The 18,536-nt window shown below is 72.8% G+C and carries 21 protein-coding genes and 1 pseudogene; 6 read left to right on the top strand and 16 right to left on the bottom strand.

The window, feature by feature from the left end:
• Positions 1-141: 141 nt before the first annotated feature.
• The 4 genes from Prum_RS47235 to Prum_RS47220 are packed head-to-tail and all read right to left on the bottom strand — an operon-like array spanning position 142 to position 2,936.
• Entirely contained in the window at positions 142-594 is a 453-nt protein-coding gene (locus tag Prum_RS47235; RefSeq protein WP_173086033.1) for a pyridoxamine 5'-phosphate oxidase family protein, read from the bottom strand.
• Positions 591-1,499, bottom strand: coding sequence for an SDR family NAD(P)-dependent oxidoreductase (locus tag Prum_RS47230; RefSeq protein WP_173086031.1), 909 nt, complete (start codon positions 1,497-1,499; stop codon positions 591-593). Before Prum_RS47230 ends, Prum_RS47235 begins: the two co-directional genes overlap by 4 nt.
• A gap of 11 nt (positions 1,500-1,510) precedes the next feature.
• Positions 1,511-2,272 (bottom strand): glucose 1-dehydrogenase, encoded by a 762-nt coding sequence (locus Prum_RS47225; protein ID WP_173086029.1) that lies wholly within the window; start codon positions 2,270-2,272, stop codon positions 1,511-1,513.
• A gap of 43 nt (positions 2,273-2,315) precedes the next feature.
• Positions 2,316-2,936, bottom strand: coding sequence for a TetR/AcrR family transcriptional regulator (locus Prum_RS47220; protein WP_173086026.1), 621 nt, complete (start codon positions 2,934-2,936; stop codon positions 2,316-2,318).
• Positions 2,937-3,038: 102 nt separating this feature from the next.
• On the opposite strand from Prum_RS47220, the gene Prum_RS47215 reads away from it, so the two are divergent.
• Both Prum_RS47215 and Prum_RS47210 read left to right on the top strand, forming a co-directional pair.
• On the top strand, positions 3,039-4,127 hold the full coding sequence (locus Prum_RS47215) for a Zn-dependent alcohol dehydrogenase (protein WP_173086024.1): 1,089 nt from the start codon (positions 3,039-3,041) through the stop codon (positions 4,125-4,127).
• Positions 4,124-5,191: an LLM class F420-dependent oxidoreductase gene (locus Prum_RS47210; protein ID WP_246278813.1), complete on the top strand. Its 1,068-nt coding sequence runs from the start codon at positions 4,124-4,126 to the stop codon at positions 5,189-5,191. The genes Prum_RS47215 and Prum_RS47210 overlap by 4 nt, the downstream gene beginning before the upstream one ends.
• On the opposite strand, the gene Prum_RS47205 is transcribed toward Prum_RS47210, so the two are convergent.
• Both Prum_RS47205 and Prum_RS47200 read right to left on the bottom strand, forming a co-directional pair.
• Complete coding sequence (locus Prum_RS47205; RefSeq protein WP_218577939.1) at positions 5,133-5,540, bottom strand: FAD-dependent monooxygenase family protein; 408 nt, start codon at positions 5,538-5,540, stop codon at positions 5,133-5,135. The genes Prum_RS47210 and Prum_RS47205 overlap by 59 nt on opposite strands.
• A gap of 21 nt (positions 5,541-5,561) precedes the next feature.
• The gene (locus tag Prum_RS47200) at positions 5,562-6,398 is read right to left on the bottom strand and encodes an NAD(P)/FAD-dependent oxidoreductase (RefSeq protein ID WP_173086020.1); all 837 of its coding nucleotides are present in this window, start codon (positions 6,396-6,398) and stop codon (positions 5,562-5,564) included.
• A gap of 68 nt (positions 6,399-6,466) precedes the next feature.
• Here Prum_RS47200 and Prum_RS47195 point away from each other — a divergent pair, with 68 nt between their 5' ends.
• On the top strand, positions 6,467-7,048 hold the full coding sequence (locus Prum_RS47195) for a TetR/AcrR family transcriptional regulator (RefSeq protein ID WP_173086018.1): 582 nt from the start codon (positions 6,467-6,469) through the stop codon (positions 7,046-7,048).
• Here the strand turns inward: Prum_RS47195 and Prum_RS47190 are convergent.
• Positions 7,026-7,766, bottom strand: coding sequence for an alpha/beta fold hydrolase (locus tag Prum_RS47190; protein ID WP_173086016.1), 741 nt, complete (start codon positions 7,764-7,766; stop codon positions 7,026-7,028). The two genes, Prum_RS47195 and Prum_RS47190, sit on opposite strands and share 23 nt — an antisense overlap.
• Before the next feature lie 97 nt (positions 7,767-7,863).
• Here Prum_RS47190 and Prum_RS47185 point away from each other — a divergent pair, with 97 nt between their 5' ends.
• Together Prum_RS47185 and Prum_RS47180 are read left to right on the top strand one after the other, a co-directional pair.
• Positions 7,864-8,523 (top strand): DUF2306 domain-containing protein, encoded by a 660-nt coding sequence (locus tag Prum_RS47185; protein ID WP_246278812.1) that lies wholly within the window; start codon positions 7,864-7,866, stop codon positions 8,521-8,523.
• Entirely contained in the window at positions 8,486-9,487 is a 1,002-nt protein-coding gene (locus Prum_RS47180; protein WP_173086012.1) for an NAD(P)-dependent alcohol dehydrogenase, read from the top strand. The genes Prum_RS47185 and Prum_RS47180 overlap by 38 nt, the downstream gene beginning before the upstream one ends.
• Positions 9,488-9,491: 4 nt before the next feature.
• On the opposite strand, the gene Prum_RS47175 is transcribed toward Prum_RS47180, so the two are convergent.
• Positions 9,492-10,844, bottom strand: a complete 1,353-nt coding sequence (locus Prum_RS47175) for a carbohydrate-binding protein (protein ID WP_173086010.1) — start codon at positions 10,842-10,844, stop codon at positions 9,492-9,494.
• Between the two features lie 315 nt (positions 10,845-11,159).
• Positions 11,160-12,506 (bottom strand): ankyrin repeat domain-containing protein, encoded by a 1,347-nt coding sequence (locus Prum_RS47170; protein ID WP_173086008.1) that lies wholly within the window; start codon positions 12,504-12,506, stop codon positions 11,160-11,162.
• A 19-nt stretch (positions 12,507-12,525) separates the two neighbouring features.
• Between Prum_RS47170 and Prum_RS47165 the strand changes: the two genes are divergently transcribed.
• Positions 12,526-13,299 carry an aminoglycoside phosphotransferase/kinase family protein gene (locus Prum_RS47165; RefSeq protein ID WP_173086006.1) on the top strand — a complete coding sequence of 258 codons (774 nt, stop codon included), beginning with the start codon at positions 12,526-12,528 and terminating at the stop codon, positions 13,297-13,299.
• Positions 13,300-13,312: 13 nt separating this feature from the next.
• Here Prum_RS47165 and Prum_RS47160 read toward each other — a convergent pair whose 3' ends face one another.
• The 7 genes and pseudogenes from Prum_RS47160 to Prum_RS47130 form a co-directional block, all read right to left on the bottom strand.
• Positions 13,313-13,720 (bottom strand): hypothetical protein, encoded by a 408-nt coding sequence (locus Prum_RS47160; RefSeq protein WP_173086004.1) that lies wholly within the window; start codon positions 13,718-13,720, stop codon positions 13,313-13,315.
• A gap of 20 nt (positions 13,721-13,740) precedes the next feature.
• Entirely contained in the window at positions 13,741-14,412 is a 672-nt protein-coding gene (locus tag Prum_RS47155; protein ID WP_173086002.1) for a hypothetical protein, read from the bottom strand.
• Between the two features lie 18 nt (positions 14,413-14,430).
• On the bottom strand, positions 14,431-15,156 hold the full coding sequence (locus Prum_RS47150) for an SDR family oxidoreductase (RefSeq protein ID WP_173086000.1): 726 nt from the start codon (positions 15,154-15,156) through the stop codon (positions 14,431-14,433).
• A complete protein-coding gene (locus tag Prum_RS47145) occupies positions 15,153-15,677 on the bottom strand; it encodes a DUF305 domain-containing protein (protein ID WP_371871442.1) in 525 nt (174 codons plus the stop codon). The genes Prum_RS47150 and Prum_RS47145 overlap by 4 nt, the downstream gene beginning before the upstream one ends.
• Before the next feature lie 44 nt (positions 15,678-15,721).
• On the bottom strand, positions 15,722-16,474 hold the full coding sequence (locus tag Prum_RS47140) for a lytic polysaccharide monooxygenase (protein WP_173085996.1): 753 nt from the start codon (positions 16,472-16,474) through the stop codon (positions 15,722-15,724).
• Positions 16,475-16,543: 69 nt separating this feature from the next.
• Positions 16,544-17,827 (bottom strand): sensor histidine kinase, encoded by a 1,284-nt coding sequence (locus tag Prum_RS47135; protein ID WP_173085994.1) that lies wholly within the window; start codon positions 17,825-17,827, stop codon positions 16,544-16,546.
• Positions 17,824-18,506, bottom strand: a pseudogene (locus Prum_RS47130) (response regulator transcription factor). Before Prum_RS47130 ends, Prum_RS47135 begins: the two are co-directional and overlap by 4 nt.
• Positions 18,507-18,536: the final 30 nt, after the last annotated feature.

The following is an 18,536-nucleotide window of genomic DNA, read 5'->3' as shown; positions in this document are numbered from 1 at the left end:
CTTTCCCCGCCGATCAAGGGCAAGTGGTCGTGGTTTGGAGATCAAAGCACGGCCATTTGCCCTTGATCGGCGGCAAAGTCCTTGATCGGCGTGCGGCGGGGCCGCCGATCGGGCGCGGCGGGGCTGCCGTGCGGGCGGCGCTCAGGCGAGCAGCTTGCGGTGATCCCAGCTGGTGATCCGCTCAGGCTCCACGAAGTAGGCGGCCCGCTTGCGGGCCGCCTGCAGCACGTAGTCGTCCACCGTCCCGGCGGGCACGCCGGTGAGGCGGGCGGCGATCAGCTGCCCGACCTGCGCCACCGCGGGCGTGTCGTCGACCCGCCGTACCACGCCGGCCATCTGGACGCCGCGCAGCTCGAAGTAGTCCTCGCCGTCCTCGACCAGGCAGGTCAGCCGCGGGTCGCGGGCCAGGTTGCGGGCCTTCTGTGAGGCCCGGTACGTCCAGAACGCGATCCGGCCGTCGAGCAGCGCGTAGAACATGGCGACCAGGTGCGGGGTGCCGTCCCGGTTGATGGTGGCGATCTGCACCTTGCGCGCCTTGGCCAGCAGATCGGTGACCTCTTCGGGGGTCATCGCGACCCGCCCGCGCTCGTTCACCGTTCCTCGCCGAAGGTCGCGGCCGCCAGCGGCAGCGTCTCCTCGCACACGAAGCCGGGCTGCGGCGGGTCGTCCGCCGCGACATCACCGAGTACGTCACGCAGTCCGTCGACCGTCCATCCCGCACCGTCCACTGTGTGGAATGCGGCGCGTACGGTCGGCGGCCCGAGGAGCGCGACCACGTCGCTGTGCACGACGAACACCTCGCCGGTGAACCGCCCGCCCGCCGGGCTCGCCAGGTAGGTCACCAGCGGCGCCACCCGGTCGGGCGACATCGGATCGGGTACGTCGTCCGGCGCGTCCCCCATCAGCTCCGCGGTCATGGTGGTGCGGGCGCGCGGGCAGATGGCGTTGGCGCGTACGCCGTAACGGGCGCAGGCGCGCGCGGTGGCCACGGTCAGCGCCACGATGCCGGCCTTGGCGGCGGCGTAGTTGGGCTGCCCCGCCGAGCCGAGCAGCCACGCCTCGGAGGAGGTGTTGACGATCCGGCCGTACACCGGACCGCCGCGCTCCTTGCTCAGCGCCCGCCAGTACGCCGTGGCCATCCGGGTGGTGACGAAGTGCCCGCGCAGGTGCACGCGCAGGACGAGATCCCACTCGTCGGCGGTCATGTTGAAGATGGTCCGGTCGCGCAGCACCCCGGCGTTGTTGACCAGCACGTCCAGCCCGCCGTACGTCGCGCGGGCGGCGGCCAGCAGCGCCTCGCCGGTGGCCCACTCGCCGACGTCGCCCGGGCAGGCGATCGCCTCGCCGCCGGCCGCCTTGATCTCGGCGGCCACCGCGTCCAGCGCGTGGCCCGGCAGGTCATTGAGCACGAGCCGGGCGCCGGCGGCGGCGAGCGAGAGCGCCTCCGCGCGCCCCAAGCCGTTGCCGGCGCCGGTGACGATCGCGACCCGGCCGTCCATGCCCGCCTCCATCAGTAGTTGGGGCCGCTGAGCAGCCCGCCGTCGACGACGAACTCGGCGCCGGTGGCGTACGAGGAGTCGTCGGAGGCGAGGAACGCGACCAGCCGGGAGACCTCCACCGGCTCGGCGAACCGGGCGATGGGCTGCGCCTTGAGGAACGCCTCCGGGTCGACGTGGCTGAACGCCTGCGCCGCGCTGACCGCCATCGTGGTCATGACCCCGCCCGGGTGCACCGAGTTGACCCGGATGCCGTACTGGCCGAGCTCCTGGGCGGCGGACTTGGTGACCCCGCGGATGCCGAACTTGCTGGCGCTGTACGCCGACAGCCCGGCCGCGCCGACGAAGCCCTCGATGGAGGAGATGTTGATGATCGACCCGCCGCCGGCCGCCGTCATCGGCGCGATGGCCTGCCGGATGCCGAGCCAGCACCCGACGAGGTTGACGTCCAGTACCCGGCGGAAGTCGTCGGGCGACATCTGGGCGATCGGCGCGGGCTGCAGGATCCCGGCGTTGTTGACGAGCACGTCGAGGTGGCCGAATTCCTCCACGGCCAGGTCGACGGCCGCCGCCCAGTCGCTCTCGCTGGTCACGTCGTGGTGCACGTACCGGCAGGCGTCGGCGCCGAGCTTGTCGGCCACCGCGGCGCCCCGGTCGTCGAGCACGTCACCGATGACCACCCGCGCGCCCTCGGCCACGAAGAGCCGGGCGTGTGCCTTGCCCATGCCCCGCGCGCCGCCGGTGATGAGCGCTACTTTTCCGTCGAGTCGGCCCACAGCCACCTCCCACCAAGCGCTTGCTCGGGGAGTGTAACAGGTTTCAGTTTTTACTGGTGATCCGCCGACGCTTTGGTGCGTTGATGCCCTCGAAAAGCAGGCGCAGGAACGCGTCGACCACCTCGTCGGTGCCCCAGCCGCCCTCGCCCTGCCGCCACGAGGTCGGCATCCACAGCACGTCCCGCAGCAGCCGGTAGGTGAGCTTCGCGTCCAGGTCGGCGCGGAAGAGGCCGGCCTTCTTACCGCGTTCCAGATGGGTTATCCAGGTCTTTTCGATCTCGCGCATCGCGTCCCGCAGGTACGCGAAGCGTGGCTGCGCGCCGAAGTGGTTCCAGTCCCGCTGCAGCATGGTCAGCGCGGCCCGGTGCCGGGTGAGGGTGGCGCTGCTGGTACGCACGATCTGCTCGATCGCGGCGCGCGGGTCGTCGGCGTCCGCGCCGCGGTAGCCGGCGAGCACGTCGTCCAGGAAGCCGGTGAGGATCTCGTCGCCGATCGACTCCTTGGAGTCGAAGTGGTGGTAGAGGCTGCCGGACAGGATGCCCGCGGCGTCCGCGATCTCGCGTACGGTCGTGGCCCGGAAGCCCTTCTCGGCGAACAGCTCCCCGGCCAGGTGCACCAGGTGCGCCCGGCGCTCCGAGGGCAGCGTGGATCTCGTCGTGCTCACCCGCGCATTATGGCTGGCCGGCACGGTGTTGCCCAAACGCTTGCTCGGCAAGTCGGTGCCGCCCTAGAGTAGAACAGGTTTCAATTTCCCAGGGGGTGCGTGGTGCGGGCAGCGGTGCTCCAGACGGTGGGCGACGAGAAGATCGAGATCCGCGACGACGTGATAGTGATCCCGCCGGGCCCCGGCGAGGTCCGGATCCAGGTCCGGGCGGCCGGCGTGTGCCACTCCGACCTGTCCGCCCGCGACGGCGTGCTGCCGCAACCCGTGCCCGCCGTGCTGGGCCACGAGGCCGCGGGCGACGTGGTCGAGGTCGGCGACGGGGTCGAGGACCTGGCCGTGGGCGACCGCGTCATCGTCAACTGGCTGCCGTCGTGCGGGTCCTGCTCCTTCTGCCTGCGCGGTGAGCCGTACCTGTGCATGGCGCACGTATTGCTCGGCTACGTCCAGCCGCGGTTCATGGTCGGCGACACGCCGGTGTTCGGGATGGCCGGCACCGGGGCGTTCGCCGAAGAGGTGGTCGTGCACCGGCAGGGCGCCGTGAAGATCGGCGACGACGTGCCGTACGAGGTGGGCGCATTGATCGGCTGCGGCGTGATGACGGGCGTCGGCGCGGTCATCAACACCGCCGACGTCCGGCCGGGCGCGAAGGTCGCGGTCATCGGCTGCGGCGGCGTGGGCCTCGCGGCCATCCAGGGCGCCCGGGTCGCGGGCGCGGCGGTCATCGTCGGCGTGGACACCGCGGCGGCGAAGCTCGACGTGGCCCGCCGCTTCGGAGCCACGCACGCGGTCACGCCGAACGGACTGAGCGATCTGTCCACAGAGGTCACCGGCGGCGAGGGCTTCGACTACGTCTTCGACGTCGTCGCCGCACCGCAGACGCTGCGCAGCGCGTGGGTCGCCGCGCGCCGGGGCGGCGCGGTGGTCGTCGTCGGCGCCGGACGCGCGGACGTGCACGTCGACTTCAGCCCCTTCGAGCTGCTCTTCGAGGGCAAGCGGATCCTGTCGTCGATGTACGGCTCGGCACACCCGCACCGGGACTACGGCCGGCTGCTGGACCTGTGGCGGGCCGGCCGGCTCGACCTCGAAGGCATGATTAGCCACCGGCTGCGCCTGGACGACCTGCCCGACGCGCTGGCCGCGCTCGGGCGCGGGGACGTGATCCGGCAGGTCATCGTCCACGGGACGGAATGACCGTGCGGCTGGGGATGACGCTCGGCTACAGCGGCGGCTTCACCGAGGCGGTCGACGAACTGGTCGAGCACGAGGCCGCCGGCCTGGACATGGTCGTGGTCCCGGAGGCGTACAGCTTCGACGCGGTCAGCCAGCTCGGCTTCGTGGCCGCCCGGACCGACCAACTGCTGATCGCCTCCGGCATCATGCAGCTCTACACCCGCACGCCCACGCTGACCGCGATGACCGCGGCCGGGCTGGACTACGTGTCCGGCGGCCGGTTCTCGCTCGGCCTGGGCACCTCCGGCCCGCAGGTCATCGAGGGCTTCCACGGCGTGCCGTACGACGCGCCGCTCGGGCGTACCCGCGAGGTGGTGGAGATCTGCCGCCGGGTGTGGCGGCGCGAGACGCTGACCTTCGAGGGCCGCCACTACCGGGTGCCGCTGCCGCCGGGCGAGGGCACCGGGCTGGGTAAGCCGCTGAAGATAATCAACACGCCGGTGCGGTCCCGCATCCCGGTCTTCCTCGGCGCGGTCGGCCCGAAGAGCGTGGCCCTCGCTGCCGAGATCGCCGAGGGCTGGCACACCCTGTTCTTCGACCCCGACCTGGCGTCCACTGTGTGGGGTGCCGCGCTGGCCGACGGGCTCGCCAAGCGCGACCCCGCGCTCGGCCCGCTGGACGTGCTGGCGTCCGCGCCGTTCGCCATCACCGACGACCCCGATCCGCTGCTGGTCCGGCACCGCGCGCAGCTCGCCCTCTACATCGGAGGGATGGGCGCGCGCAGCCGCAACTTCTCCAACGCGCTGGTCCGCCGCTACGGGTACGAGCGGGAGGCGACCCTGATCCAGGACCTGTACCTGAGCGGCCGCAAGGTCGAGGCGATCGGCGCCGTGCCCGAGCCGCTGGTCCGGGCCACCTCCCTCGTCGGACCGAAGGAATACGTGCGCGAGCGGCTCGCCGCGTACGCCGCCGCCGGAGTGACCACGCTGCTCGCGTCCCCGCTGGCGCCGACCCGCGAGGAGCGGGTCAGGGCGATCGGCGCGCTGCGCGGTCTGCTGGACGAGGTGCCGGTCGCCAGCCGGTGAGCCGGCGCAGGCCGTACCCGCCGATGACGCGCAGCCCGTTGCGGGTGGAGAACACCTCGTCGACCGGCAGGACGCCGGCGAACCCGCCCAGCAGCCGGGTCACCTCCTCCGGCCGCCCGGCGGCGGCACGCAGGAACAGTCGCAACGCCCGCCGGCTGTGCAGCTCGGCGCGCCGTACCGTGAAGTCGTACATCGGCGTGATGGCACGGTCCCGGCGGACCTGGTGCTCGGCGAGCGCGGCCGGCAGCGGCGTGCCGCCACCGAGGCCGGCGGTGAGCGCGTCGGCGAGCAGTTCCGCGTCGCGCAGCCCGTTGCTGATGCCCTGCGCGGTGACCGAGTCCATCACCACGCCGGCGTCGCCGACGAGCGCTCAGCCGGGGCCGTGCGCGCGACGGAACGTGTTGGGCTGGTCCGGCGTGGTCCGTAGCCGCTCGACGCGGGTGCCGGACCGCACGCGCTCGCCGAGGTCGCCGCAGCGGTCCAGGGCCCTGAGGTAGTTGCCCTCGATGTCGGCGCGGAACGCGTCGAACCCGGCGATCGGCAGGGCCAGGTAAACCAGCGTGAGGTCGTCGTTGGTGGGGAAGGCGGCCGCCGCGAGGCCGGGCCGGTCGTACAGCGCGCCGCCGGTGACCGGCACCCCGGCCCAGTAGCCGTAGCAGGCGAACGCCCGCACCGGCCACTCCCGGTAGTGGGCCGCCCCGACGGCCTGGGCGACGAACGACCGCTTGCCGTCCGCGCCGACCACGAGCCGCGCGGTCTCGGTGCGGGCCATCCCGTCCCGTTCGCGGCCGACGATCCCGGTGACCCGGCCGCCGTCCCACACCAGCTTCTCGACCCGGAAGTGCTCCCGGACCTCGGCTCCCGCGGCCCTGGCCGCGTCGACCAGCAGGGCGTCGAGCAGGGTACGACGCGGGCTGTAGAGCGCGTCGACACCGTCGTACGCCGGGAAGTCGCCCTCGAGCAGGACGCCCGCCGCGTCGACGCGCATCCGGCGGGTCGGCGGTGCGCCGCTGGCGCGTACCCGATCGAGCAGGCCCCAGCGGTGTAGCCGGGCGACGCCCGGCACCTGGACCTGGTGGGAGGAGATGGTGTCGCTGGGGAAGGACGCCCGGTCGACCGCCAGGACCCGTAGCCCGCGCCGGGCCAGCAGCATTGCCGTCGCGGCGCCGGCCACCCGCGCGCCCACCACGATCACGTCGTAGCTCATCCCGCCCTCACCCGAATACGCCCGCTCCATACGCCACCGTATGTTCGACTATACGATAGCGTACGGCCATGGCAACACCTCGGCGGCGGCTCACCCCGGACGACTGGGCGGAGGCGGCCCTGGCCGCGATCGCCGAGGGCGGGCTGGCCGCGGTCGCCGTCGAGCCGCTCGCCGCCCAGCTCGGCACCACGAAGGGCAGCTTCTACTGGCATTTCGCCAACCGCGCGGCACTGCTGGACGCGGCCCTGGCGCGCTGGGAGAAGCAGACCACCACCATGGTCATCGGCGAGATCGTCGAGGCGACGGACGAGCCGGTCAGCCAGCTGCGCCGGCTGATCGTCCGGGTGATCTCGCTGGCCGAGCGCGACCAGGTCGAGCCCGCGCTGCAGGCCAGCGCCGCGCACCCGGCCGTCGCCCGCGCCCTGGACCGGGTTACCCGGGCGCGGATCGGCCTGATCGAGACGGTGTTCACCCGGCTGGGCTTTCCGCTGGCCGAGGCGCGGTCCCGGGCGCTGCTGGCGTACAGCGCGTACCTGGGCCACGCGCAGCTGGCCCACTCGACCCCGCAGCTGCTCCCGGCGACCGCGGACGAGCGCCGGGCGTACCTGGATCAGGTGCTGGCGGCGCTCACCCGGCCTTCAGGAACCTGATCAGCAGCTCGTTGACCTCGTCCGGGCGTTCCAGGCTGGGCAGGTGACCGGCCCACGGCAGGTCCAGCCGGCGGGCGCCGGGCAGGCGCGTCGCCAACTGGTCGGCGATCCGCCCGAAGTCCGGCAGGTCGTGGCCGCCGGAGACGAGCAGGCTCGGGGCGGTGATCGCGGACAGGTCGGCCTCGACCCGGATCGGCTCGGGCTCGTCCGTCACCGCCAACTGCACCTCGAACGCGTGCCGCTGCATCCGGCGGACCTTCTCCCGGGTCGCCTCGTCCGCGTCCGGGCCGAGCCAGGTGTCCACGTTCAGCTCGGTCGCCCCGGCGACGTCGCCGGCCTCGAGCAGCGCGTCCTCCCGCTCGCCGAACGCTTCCAACGCCGCGCTGGGCGGGTGGCCGGCCAGCGCGGTACAGAGCAGCGCGAGCGCGCTCACCCGATCCGGCCAGCGGGCCGCGATCTCCAGCGCCACCCGGCCGCCGCCGGACGCCCCGACGATCGCCGCCGTTTCCGTGCCGAGCAGGTCCACGACGTCCCGGGCCCGGTCGTACGGCCGGTCGGGCACCGGGGTCTCGCCGTACCCGGGCAGGTCGCAGCGCAGCGTGCGGTAGCCGGCGGCGACCAGCGCCGGCACCTGCGGGTCCCACATCCGCCGGTCACAGACCGTCGAGTGCAGCAGGAGCACAGTCGGGCCGCTGCCGGCCGCGTCGAAGGCAATCATCACGTCTAAAGTACGGCGGCGGCCCGTACTTCCGGCGGGGAGGGCGCGGGCCTATGTGCCGATGAGTGGTGGGCGTCCCGATCGTCACCATCGAGTCGTGACCCGTTCTGCCAAGGCCGGCTGGCTCGTACCCGCCGGGCTGATCCTGTTGAGCCTCGTTCCGGTGCTCGCCGGCGCCTTCCGGGTGGCCGAGCTGAGCGCTGGCCCGGAGGTGACCCCGGCCAACGCCCGGTTCGTCGCCGCGCCCGTACCCGTGGTGCTGCACATCGTCGGCGCCAGCCTGTACTGCGTGCTGGGCGCGTTCCAGTTCGCGGCCGGGTTCCGCCGGCGGCGGCCGGGCTGGCACCGCGCCGCCGGCCGGGTGCTGGTCCCTTGTGGACTGGTCGCGGCCGGCTCCGGGCTGTGGATGACGCTGTTCTACCCGCACCCGCCCGCCGACAACGCGCTGCTGACCGGCTTCCGGCTGGTGTTCGGCTCGGCGATGGCGGTGTCGATCGGACTCGGCTTCGCGGCCATCCGGCGCCGGGACATCGCCCGGCACCGCGCGTGGATGGCACGCGGGTACGCCATCGGGATGGGCGCGGGGACGCAAGCGGTCATCCTCGGCGGCTGGCTGCTGGTCGCGGGCGACATGAGCCCGCTCACCCGGGCGCTGCTCAGCGCCGTGGCCTGGCTGCTGAATCTGACCATCGCGGAGTGGACAATTTCAAGGAGGCGCAATGAAAGCCATCGTCCAGGACAAGTACGGGTCGCCTGACCGGCTGCGGCTGGAAGAGGTCGACGCGCCGGTGCCGGCCGACCAGCAGCTGCTGGTACGGGTGCGCGCGGCATCCGTCAACGCGCGCGACTGGCACCTCATGCGCGGCGACCCGTACCTGGCGCGGCTGGTGCTGCGCAAGGTGATCGGGTTCCGCGGTCCGAAGTGGAGGATCCGGGGCAGCGACTTCGCCGGCCGGGTGGAGGCGGTGGGGCGCGCGGTGACCGGCTACCGGGTCGGCGACGAGGTGTTCGGCCACGTCCCGGACGTCGACGGGGCGTTCGCCGAGTACGTGTGCGTACCGGGCGGGGCGGTCGACCGCATGCCGGCCAACCTGACGCCGGAGCAGGCCGCCGCGGTGCCGCTGGCCGGGGCCACCGCCCTGGCGGGGCTGCGCGACGCCGGCAAGGTCCACGCTGGACAGCGGGTGCTCGTCAACGGCGCGTCCGGCGGCGTGGGCACGTTCGCCGTCCAGATCGCCAAGGCGCTGGGCGCGGAGGTCACCGCCGTGTGCAGCACCCGCAACGTGGACCTGGTGCGGTCGCTGGGCGCCGACCACATCATCGACTACACCCGGGACGACTTCACCCGCGACGCGGGCCGGTACGACGTGGTGCTCGACCTGGTGGCGAACCGGAAGCTGGCCGACCTGCGCCGGGCGCTCACGCCGACCGGGACCCTCGTGCTCTCCGGCGGCGGCGTGTCCGGTGCCCGCCCCAGCCTGGTCGGGCCGATGGGCATCACGATGGCCGCGATGCTGCGCTCGCGCTTCGCCCGCCAGCGGCTGGTGCCGCTCACCGACGTACCGCTGGGCAGGCAGACCCTGGTGGCGCTGCGGGAGCTCATCGAGGCCGGGCAGGTGCTGCCGGTCATCGACCGCAGCTACCCGCTCAAGGAGGTGCCCGAGGCCATCCGGTACCTGCAGGTCGACCACGCCCGCGCGAAGGTCGTCATCACCGTGTGAATGGTTAGCGACCCTGCAACGAGCGGACGTTGTCGCCGAAGGTCCAGTTGCGCGACCCGTCCCAGTTGATCGACCAGGTCATGAGGCCCTTGAGCCCGTTCTGGTAGGTGTTCCACGCCTGCGCCACCAGGGCCGTCGACATGTAGCCGCCGCCCGCGCCGGACTGGGCCGGCAGGCCCGGCACCTGCTTGTCGAACGGCACCCGGATGGTGGTGCCCTGGATGACCAGCCCGGTGTTGAGGCAGTTGGTCTGCGCGGTGAAGCCTTGCACGGTGCCGGCCGCGTACGAGTCGCCGGAGCAGCCGTACATGCTGCCGTTGTAGTACTGCATGTTGAGCCACCAGAGCCGGCCGTTGTCCGCGTACTTCTTCACGATCGGCAGGTACGCGCCCCAGATCGAGCCGTACGTGACGCTGCCGCCGGTGACGTACGCGGTCTCGGGCGCCATGGTGAGGCCGAAGTTCGCCGGCATCTGGGCCAGGACGCCGTCGATGATGCGGATGAGGTTGGCCTGCGAGGTGGAGAGCTGGTTGATGTTTCCGCTGCCGGTCAGGCCGGTCTCGATGTCGATGTCGATGCCGTCGAAGTTGAACCGCTTGAGGATCGGCACCACGGTAGCGACGAACCGGTCGGCGACGGTGCTGGAGCTCAGGTCGATGCCGGCCGTGGCGCCGCCGATGGACAGCAGGATCGTCAGCCCGGCGGCCTTGGCCTGGCACATCTCGGCCGGCGTCGGGACCTTCACGGTCGCGTCCATGCCGTCCTCCCACAGCACCGTGCCGTCCGAGCGGATCACCGGGAACGCGGCGTTGATCACGTTGTACCCGTGCTGGCGGATGCGGGCGTCGGTGATCGGGATCCAGCCCAGTGGCGGGTGTACGCCGTTGGACGCGCCGTCCCAGTTCTCCCAGTACCCGTGCAGCACCTTGCCGCCGGGCCGCGACTTGACCGCGCACGTGCTCCCCGTGGCGGTGGGCGTGGGCGTGGGGGAGACGGACGGGGTCGGGGACGGGGACGGCGTGCGCGTGGCGGTGGGCGTCGGCGTCGGGCTCGGGCTGGTTGTCCCGTCGCAGGCGCCGAGGTCGCGCCAGAGCGCGGGTACGGCCGCGGGGTTCCAGCCGGCGCCGGCCGGCGGGGTGTGCGCCACGATGGCCTCGTACAGCCGGCCGCCGTACGTCACGCGGGCGCCCGCGGCGTAGCTGACGCCCTCGGCCCAGGCCGGCGCCGAGCAGACCACGAGCGCCACCGTCGGGGCGCCCAGGGTGGCCGCACCGCCGCTTGGGGCGGTGACGACAACCGTGGCGATGGCTGTCGCCGCGCCGATGACCAGGGCGATGGCCCGACGTCGCACGCTCATGAGAACCCCAATCCTCATCGATTGGGAAGGAATGTTATCAGTTAACTTTCTTCAAAGTAAGTACATCATCGATGCGTGCCCCCATGCCCTGCGGGCCCCTCGCCTCGCACTCCGCGGGCGCCGCGCGCTCGCCCTGCGGGCGTCGCGCCGATCAAGGCTTTTCCCGTCGATCAAGGGCGAAGGGTCGTGCTTTGATCTCCGATCCACGGCCGTTTGCCCTTGATCGACGTGCAAGTCCTTGATCGACGCACCCGCGCGGCGGGCGCGCGGGGAGCGCGCGGGGAGCGCACGGCGGGGAGGGGGAGCGGCAGGGGGTTAGCGGAATACGGGGTGGCGGTCGCGGAGGCGGTCGAAGAGTTCGGCGGGGTCCAGTTGGGAGTCCTCGTCGAACACCTCGTCGATGAGTATGGCGCGCAGCCGTTCCGGTACGCCGTCGCCGTAGCCCTGCTGGTACGTGTCGATGTCGAAGTGGTGCTCGGCCTCCACGTCGGCCTCGACGGCGTGGTCGTCCTCGATGAGCAGGCGGGCCCGGATCGTGTCGGCGACGAGGCTGTTGTCGTTGTACGAGCCGTAGACGACCTCGGCCTCGACGGTGCCGGAGACCTGCAACTCCCCGTCCGTGTTGACGCCCCACGCGCGCACGTCGCCGCCGATGACCATGAACGAGTCGGGGCCGGCGTCGCTGACGCAGCCGTCGACGAGCAGGGAGCCGGTGACCGCGAACGGGGTAAGCACGTCGATGTGGCCCTTGACGACGATGTCGCCGTGGTGGAAGAACGGCCGCCGCCACACCTGGTCGCCGGTCAGGGTCAGGGTCGTGCGGCCGTCGTCGCCGAGGACTGCCGCGCAGGCCGCCAGCACGGGCAGGCAGTGGTCGGGGTCGTCGATGAAGCGCATCTCGTTGACGAGGTCCTGGTGGCTGGCGTACACGGGCTTCAGGAACTTCTTCGGTCCACCGCGTTCCGCCGCGGCTTGGCGTACGGCCGGCATGTCGATGGGCAGCGGTCCACCCTCGACGGTGGGGAAGTCCGCCAGCACCGGCGCGCCGGCCGCCTCCAGCAGGGTGACGACCTCGGACCGCGGCTGCCGAAGCGCGACGCACAGCGGGGTCTGGCCCAGGTCGTTCACGGCGCCGAGGTCGACGCCGCCGCGTGCGAGCAGCAACTCCATCAACTGCGCCCGCCCGGACCGTGCCACCGCGTGCAGCGGGGTGTTGGCCCGCTCGTCGCGCAGGGTCACGTCGGCGCCGCGGTCGAGCAGCAGCGCGTAGATGGCGGCCGTGGTGGAGTTGAACCGCGCCAGCGTGCTGCCGTCCTCGTCGACCCGGGCGCCGTGGTCGAGCAGCAGGGTCACTATCGCCAGCGAGCGCTTGGCGGGCCGGTTGTCGCCGATCGGGATGGCCTCGTTGAGCGGGCTCCGCCCGTACCCGTCGAGGGCGTTGGGGTCGGCGCCGGACTCCAACAGCACGCGCACCACCTCGGGGGACGGCTTGGGATCGCCGTCCGCGAAGCGCGCCTGGACCGCGTGGTGCAGGGGAGTGGTGCCGTCCTCGTCCCGGGCGGCGACGTCCGCGCCGTCCGCGATCAGGGACCGGATCTTCTCCGGACGAGACTTGTTGCTCGGGCGCACCGCGTCGAAGAGCGCGGAATCGGCTCGCTTCACGGCAGCCGACGCTAGCAGAATGGCGCGCGTGCGGGAGGTCAGGTTGCCCGGCGGCAACACGGGCGGCGCGGTCCGGGTGGGCGACACCGTGCGCCGGACGCCGGGACCATGGACGCCGTCGGTGCACGCGCTGCTGCGCCACCTGGAGAGTCGCGGGTTCGCCGGCGCGCCGCGGGCGCTCGGCTTCGACGACCAGGGCCGGGAGGTCCTGTCCTATCTGCCGGGCGAGGTGGTCGGCACGACCAGGCCGTGGCCCATCTGGGTGTACGACGAAGGCGCGCTGACGCAGGTGGCCCACTGGGTGCGGGACCTGCACGCCGCGGTCGCCGACTTCGTGCCCGCGCCGGACGCGGTGTGGCGCGAGGGCGGTGCCTGGCAGCCGGGGCTGGTCGTGGGCCACAACGACGCCGCCCCGTACAACGCGGCCTGGTCCGCCGGCCGCCTGGTCGGCTTCTTCGACTGGGACTTCGCCGCGCCGGTCACCGCCGATTGGGACCTGGCCTTCACCGCGTTCGCCTGGGTGCCGCTGCACGCGCGGCACGTCGTGGCGGCCGAGGGCTTCACCGACTTCGCCGCCCGGCCGCGGCGGCTGCGGCTCTTCCTGGACGGGTACGGGTGGACGGGGCCGCCCGGGGACTTCGTGGCCACGGTGCGGGAGCGGGTCGCCGCCTCCGCCGCGGGTATCCGCCGGATCGCGGCGAGCGGCGATCCGGCGTACCAGATGATGGTGGAACGCGGTGTGGACGCCGCGCTGGCGGCGGCGGTCCGGGAGCTCGAAGATTTCCCGATTTAGCTCCCGCGGCCGCTCACAGAGCGGATTCGAGGAGCTCTTGCAGCCACTTCGCGCGGTCGTCGTCGTGGTCCAGGTTGGTGGCGGGGCGGTGGTCGATGGTCAGCACCCCGCCGGTGAAGCTGAAGCCGGTGTCGCTGGCGTACGCGTCGGTGTTCCGGATGACGATCTTCGTCAGCGAGTCCTTCAGCGCGTCCTTGCCCATGTCGTCGATGGTGATGGCCGCCAACGCGCGCACCAGCGGCTGGAAGTAGACCTTGGGGAAGAACTCGGTGTAGCGCGAGGCGTAGTCGTCGACGGCCAACTCGGCCCACTCGACCTCGACCGGCACCTCGAAGCCGGCCGCCTCGTCAATCTGGCGCTGCCACCCGGGAAACTCCTCGGTCTTGAACTGCTCCGCCGCGCGCCGTTCGGCCAATCCCATGCGTCCTCCTCCAGTAGGTGCTACAAGACGGCGTCGAGCTGGTGGCCGACCTCGCCGTCCAGGCGGCGCGGCAGGGCCGCGGTCAGGTCGGCCGACACCACCACGCCGTCGGGCGTCCGCCGCACCGCCAGGATCTCGCCCGGCCGGTGCTCGACCCGCACTGTAGCGACGGCCGACCAGGCCCGCTGCCCCGTCTCGTCGGCCCGGACCCGGGACACGGCCTCCCGCAGCGCGGCCAGCAGCGCCGCCAGGTTGGCGGTGGCCTCGGGCGAGCCGGGCACCGCGTCCCACTCCACGTGCACCGGCAGCTCGTCCGTCGGCGCGTACTCCCGGCGCAGCGCGAGCCGGCTGACCGGGTCGCCGTCCACCGGCAGCGGCAGCGCGCCGCCGCTGAGCACGTCGCGGAACCGCTCGGCCTCGAACACGCCGGCCGAGACGACGTCGCGCATCCGCAGGTAGACGGCCTGCTCGGGGAGCTGGTAGCGGTGCGCCGGTGCGCCGAGCACGACCACTTCCTCGGTACGGTCGGTGCCGACGCCGATCAGCCGGCCCTCCTCGACGTGCCCGGACGAAAGCCGCAGCCGTACGACGGGGCGCTCCGACAGCTCGGTGCCGGCACTGGCGGCGGCCAGTGCCCGCAGCACCGCCTCCGGCGCCAGGAGTGCGGCCTTGGCGACGAGGTCAACGTCCACAGTGGTGCAGCCTAGACCTCAGACGATCCCGCCGTTGGCCCGTACCACTTGGCCGTTGACCCAGCGGCTGGCCGGCCCGGCCAGAAACGCGACGACCTCGGCGATGTCCTCCGGGGTGCCGAGCCGTTGCAGCGGCGGCTGCGTGGCGAGTTGGGCGATCGCCACGTCGTCCCGGTCATCCATCATGCCGTCCGTCGCGGTCGGGCCGGGCGCCACGGTGTTCACCGTGACGTCCCGGCCGCGCAGCTCCCGGGCCAGGATCAGCGTGATCGCCTCCACCGCGCCCTTGCTGGCCGCGTACGCGCCGTGGCCCTCGGCGGCGAGGGCCACGGCGGAGGCGGAGAAGTTGATGATCGCACCGCCGGCCCGTACCCGGCGGGCGGCCTGCTGGTTCACCACGAACGTGCCGCGCACGTTCACGCGGAGCAGGTCGTCCAGGTCCGCCAGGTCGAGGTCGGCGATCGGGGCGAGGACCGTGCGGCCGGCCGCGTGCACGACGACGTCCACCCCGCCGTACGCCTGCTCGGCGCGGTCGAAGAGGGCGGCGACGGCCACCTCGTCGGCCACGTCGGCGCGTACGGCGATGGCCCGGCGGCCGGCCTCCACCACCTCCTTGACGGCCAGGTCGGCGTCGTCCTGATTGGCGGCGTAGTTCACCACGACGGCGAAGCCCTCGGTGGCCAGCCAGCGGACGACCTGCCGGCCGATGCCGCGGGAGCCGCCGGTGACGATCGCGACCTTCATGCGCTCTCCCCGTTCATCAACCGCAGCATCTGGGCGATCTGCTCGCCGCGGGACTCCTTGATCCGCTGGGCGAGGTCCCGGGTCTCCGGGTTCACACCGCCGGCCGCGACGAGCTGGGTCATCTCGACGGCGGCGTGCTGGTGCCCGGTGAGCAGGCTCAGGAACGCGGTCTCGAACCCCGCGTCCGCGGTGTCGCGCAGGGCGGCGATCTGCTCGGGTCCGGTCGCCGGCAGTCCGCCGTGGTTGGCGTGCGCGCCCGGGTCCGGGGCGACGGCGGTGACCTCGTTCCAGCCCTGGAGCCAGGACCGCATGATGCCGACCTCCGCGCGCTGCGTCGTGTCGATGGCGGCGGCGAGGAGCTTGACCTCCTCGCGGCCAGCGCGGTCGGCGGCCAGCGCGGTCATCTCCAGCCCCTGCTGGTTTTGGGTGATCATCATCTGCAGGAACATGACGTCGGTGGCGTTGTGCTCGGACGCCGCGGCCGGTACCTCAGGTGCGGGCTTTCCTGAGCAGCCGCTCAGGAGCAGGGCCGCGACGGCGGCCAGCAGGAGGATTCGTCGCATCGTCAGACCGGCAGCCAGAGGGCGAGGGTGAAGATGGACGGCTCCCAGCCGGTCAGCGAGGTGTGCGACTGCCGGCAGCGGTACCGCTTGCCCTGGAAGGTGACCGCGTCGCCGATCCGGTAGGCGCGGTTGGCGGTCCACTGTGTACCGCTGGGTGCCTTGGTGGGCGGCGGCGCGGTCGTCGGCGGTGCGGGTGTGGGCGGGGCCTGGGTGGGCGGCGGGGGAGTGACGCCGCCTCCGCCGCCACCGACGTTCAGGTCGATGCAGCTGTAGAAGGCGTTCACGGTGTCACCGATGTTCCACACCGCCAGCACGGTGCGGCGCCCGGGAAACCGGGACAGGTCGATCTGGTGCGACACCACCGCGTCGGGCTGCTGGTTGCCGCCGTCCACCACCGCCACGCGGGTGTTCCCGATGAAGTACTCCCAGTTCGCGGTGCGGTGCCGGGCGGTGAAGACCCAGGTGAACGTCACCGACGAGCCCACCGAACGCGCCGGCCACGCGCGGCTGTCGTCACCCAGCACGGCGAACTGGGCGAGCCCGCCGTCGCAGCTGCGCAGCCCCTTCGGCCCCTCGACGCTCTGCGGCTCGAACTGGATCTGTCCACAGTCGGGGACCGCCCGCTGCGCGCACAGCGCCTGGCGGCTGGGCGGCGCGGAAACGTACCCGTGGGCGGAGGCGGCACTGCCGGTGGCGACCAGGCCCGCGGCGGCGGTGCCCAGGACCACGAGGGGATAGATGAGAACTCTACGCATGACCGGGGACGCTATGGACGGTCACCATAACGGGACCTTAACGACCCTATAAATCTCTGTCTTACTCCCCTAACCGCGGGGGCGCGGAACGCCGGGTAGTAACAGCGCCACCCGGGCGCCGCCGAGCCGTCCCCGGCCAATCTCCAGGCGGCCACCCGCGGACTGCGCGATCCGCTGCGCGATGTCGAGGCCCAGCCCGGTGGAGCCGCTGCCGCTCACGCCCCGCCGTACCGCCGCGGCCGGGTCGGCGATGCCCGGCCCGGCATCGTCGACAATGAGCCCGCGCGCGGAGACGTCGACCAGAAACGCGGTGCCCTCCGGCGTGTGCGCGAACACGTTGCCCAGCAACGCGTCGATGGCCAGAATCAGCTCGCCCCGCGGCACCGGCACCTGCACCGGCTGCTCCCCACCGACCACAGTGGACCGCCGCCCCTGGTCCTCGGCCAGCACCGACCAGAACGCCAGCCGGTCGGCGAGCACGTCGACCAGGTCGGTGGCGTGCTCGGCGCGGGTGCCGGTGCTGGCCCGGGCGCCGGTGATGATCGCCTCCAGCTCGTCGTCCAGCAGGTCGAACGCCTGCAGCATCCGGTCCGCCACCGGCCCCGGCGGGATCGCCTCGGCGTCCAGCCGCAGCGCCGTCAGCGGGGTGCGCAGCCGGTGCGACAGGTCGGCGGCCAGCTCCCGCTCGGCGTCGAGGAGCCGCCGCATGCCGTCGGCCATCGTGTTGAACGACCGCGCCGCGTCGCTCAGCTCCGGCGGGCCGGCCGGCTCCACCCGCACACTGAGGTCGCCCTCGCCGAGGCGGCGGGCGCCCGCGGCCAGCTCTCGGGTGGCGCGTACCAGCCGGCCGCCGAGCCGGTCGGCGACCAATGTGGACCCCGCGATGAGGACCACGGCCAGCGCGGCGAGCGCCAGCCACGCCGGCCACACGCCGCGGTACATCTCGGCGTCCGGCACGAACACCTCGATCACCGCGGTGCGGCCGCCGTCGAGCAGGCTCGGCTGCAGGTAGGCCACGCCGCCGGCGTACTCCACAGTGGTCGGCCGCCGGCTGCGCGCCGATTCGTCCACATCGGCCGCCGCGGCGCGCGACGCCCCGATCGCGGCCTGACCGGGCAGGTGTACGGCGAGCCGCCCGGCACTGCCGGCGGCGGTGCTCGCGACGGCCTGGTCGAGCAGGCGCGTGTCGGTGTCGACGGCCAGGGCGACCACGATCGCGGTCGCCTCCTGGCGCGCCTCGCCGAGGGCCCGGTCGTGCGCGATCTGCCGGGTCAGCACGGCCAGCGGCACCAGGAACGCCAGCGCCACCATCGACGTGATGGCCAGCGCCAGCCGGCCCAGCGTCAGCCTCATTCGGGCTCGACCAGCTTCACGCCCACACCCCGTACCGTGTGCAGGAACCGCGGCGCCGCGGCGGTCTCGCCCAGCTTGCGCCGCAGCCACGAGATGTGTACGTCGATGGTCTGCTCCTCGCCGATGCGGTCCTGCTGCCAGACCTGGGTCAGCAGCTCCCGGCGGCTGACCACCCGCCCCACCCGCCCGGCCAGGTACGCCAGCACGTCGAACTCCCGCCGGGTGAGCCGGATCGGCACGCCGTCCAGCCGTACGTCCCGCTGCTGCGGGTTGATCACGAGGGAGCCGACCGTGATGCTCGGCACCTCCTCGGGCGCGCCCCGCCCGCGCCGCTGCACCGCGGCGATCCGGGCCAGCAGGTGCCCCCGGAGAACGGCTTGGTCACGTAGTCGTCGGCGCCGGCGTTGAGCAGGTTGATGATGTCGACCTCGGAGCGCCGGGCGGTCGCCACGATCACCGGTACGTCGGACACGCCCCGCATCATGCGCAGCGCGTCGGCGCCGTCGATGTCCGGCAGGCCCAGGTCGAGGATCACCAGGTCGGGCCGGTCCTCGGTGACGATGCGCAACGCGTCCGCGGCCTGTGCCGTGGCGCGTACGACGTGTCCGGCGTCGACCAGCGCGCGGGTCAGCGCCGCGACGATGATGCGGTCATCCTCGACCAGCAGGATCCGGGCCATGCGGTTCACCATAGGCGCGGTGGTTCAATG

The organism is Phytohabitans rumicis (assembly GCF_011764445.1).
Taxonomy (GTDB): Bacteria; Actinomycetota; Actinomycetes; order Mycobacteriales; family Micromonosporaceae; genus Phytohabitans; species Phytohabitans rumicis.
This window is presented reverse-complemented; position numbering and strand designations above follow the sequence as displayed.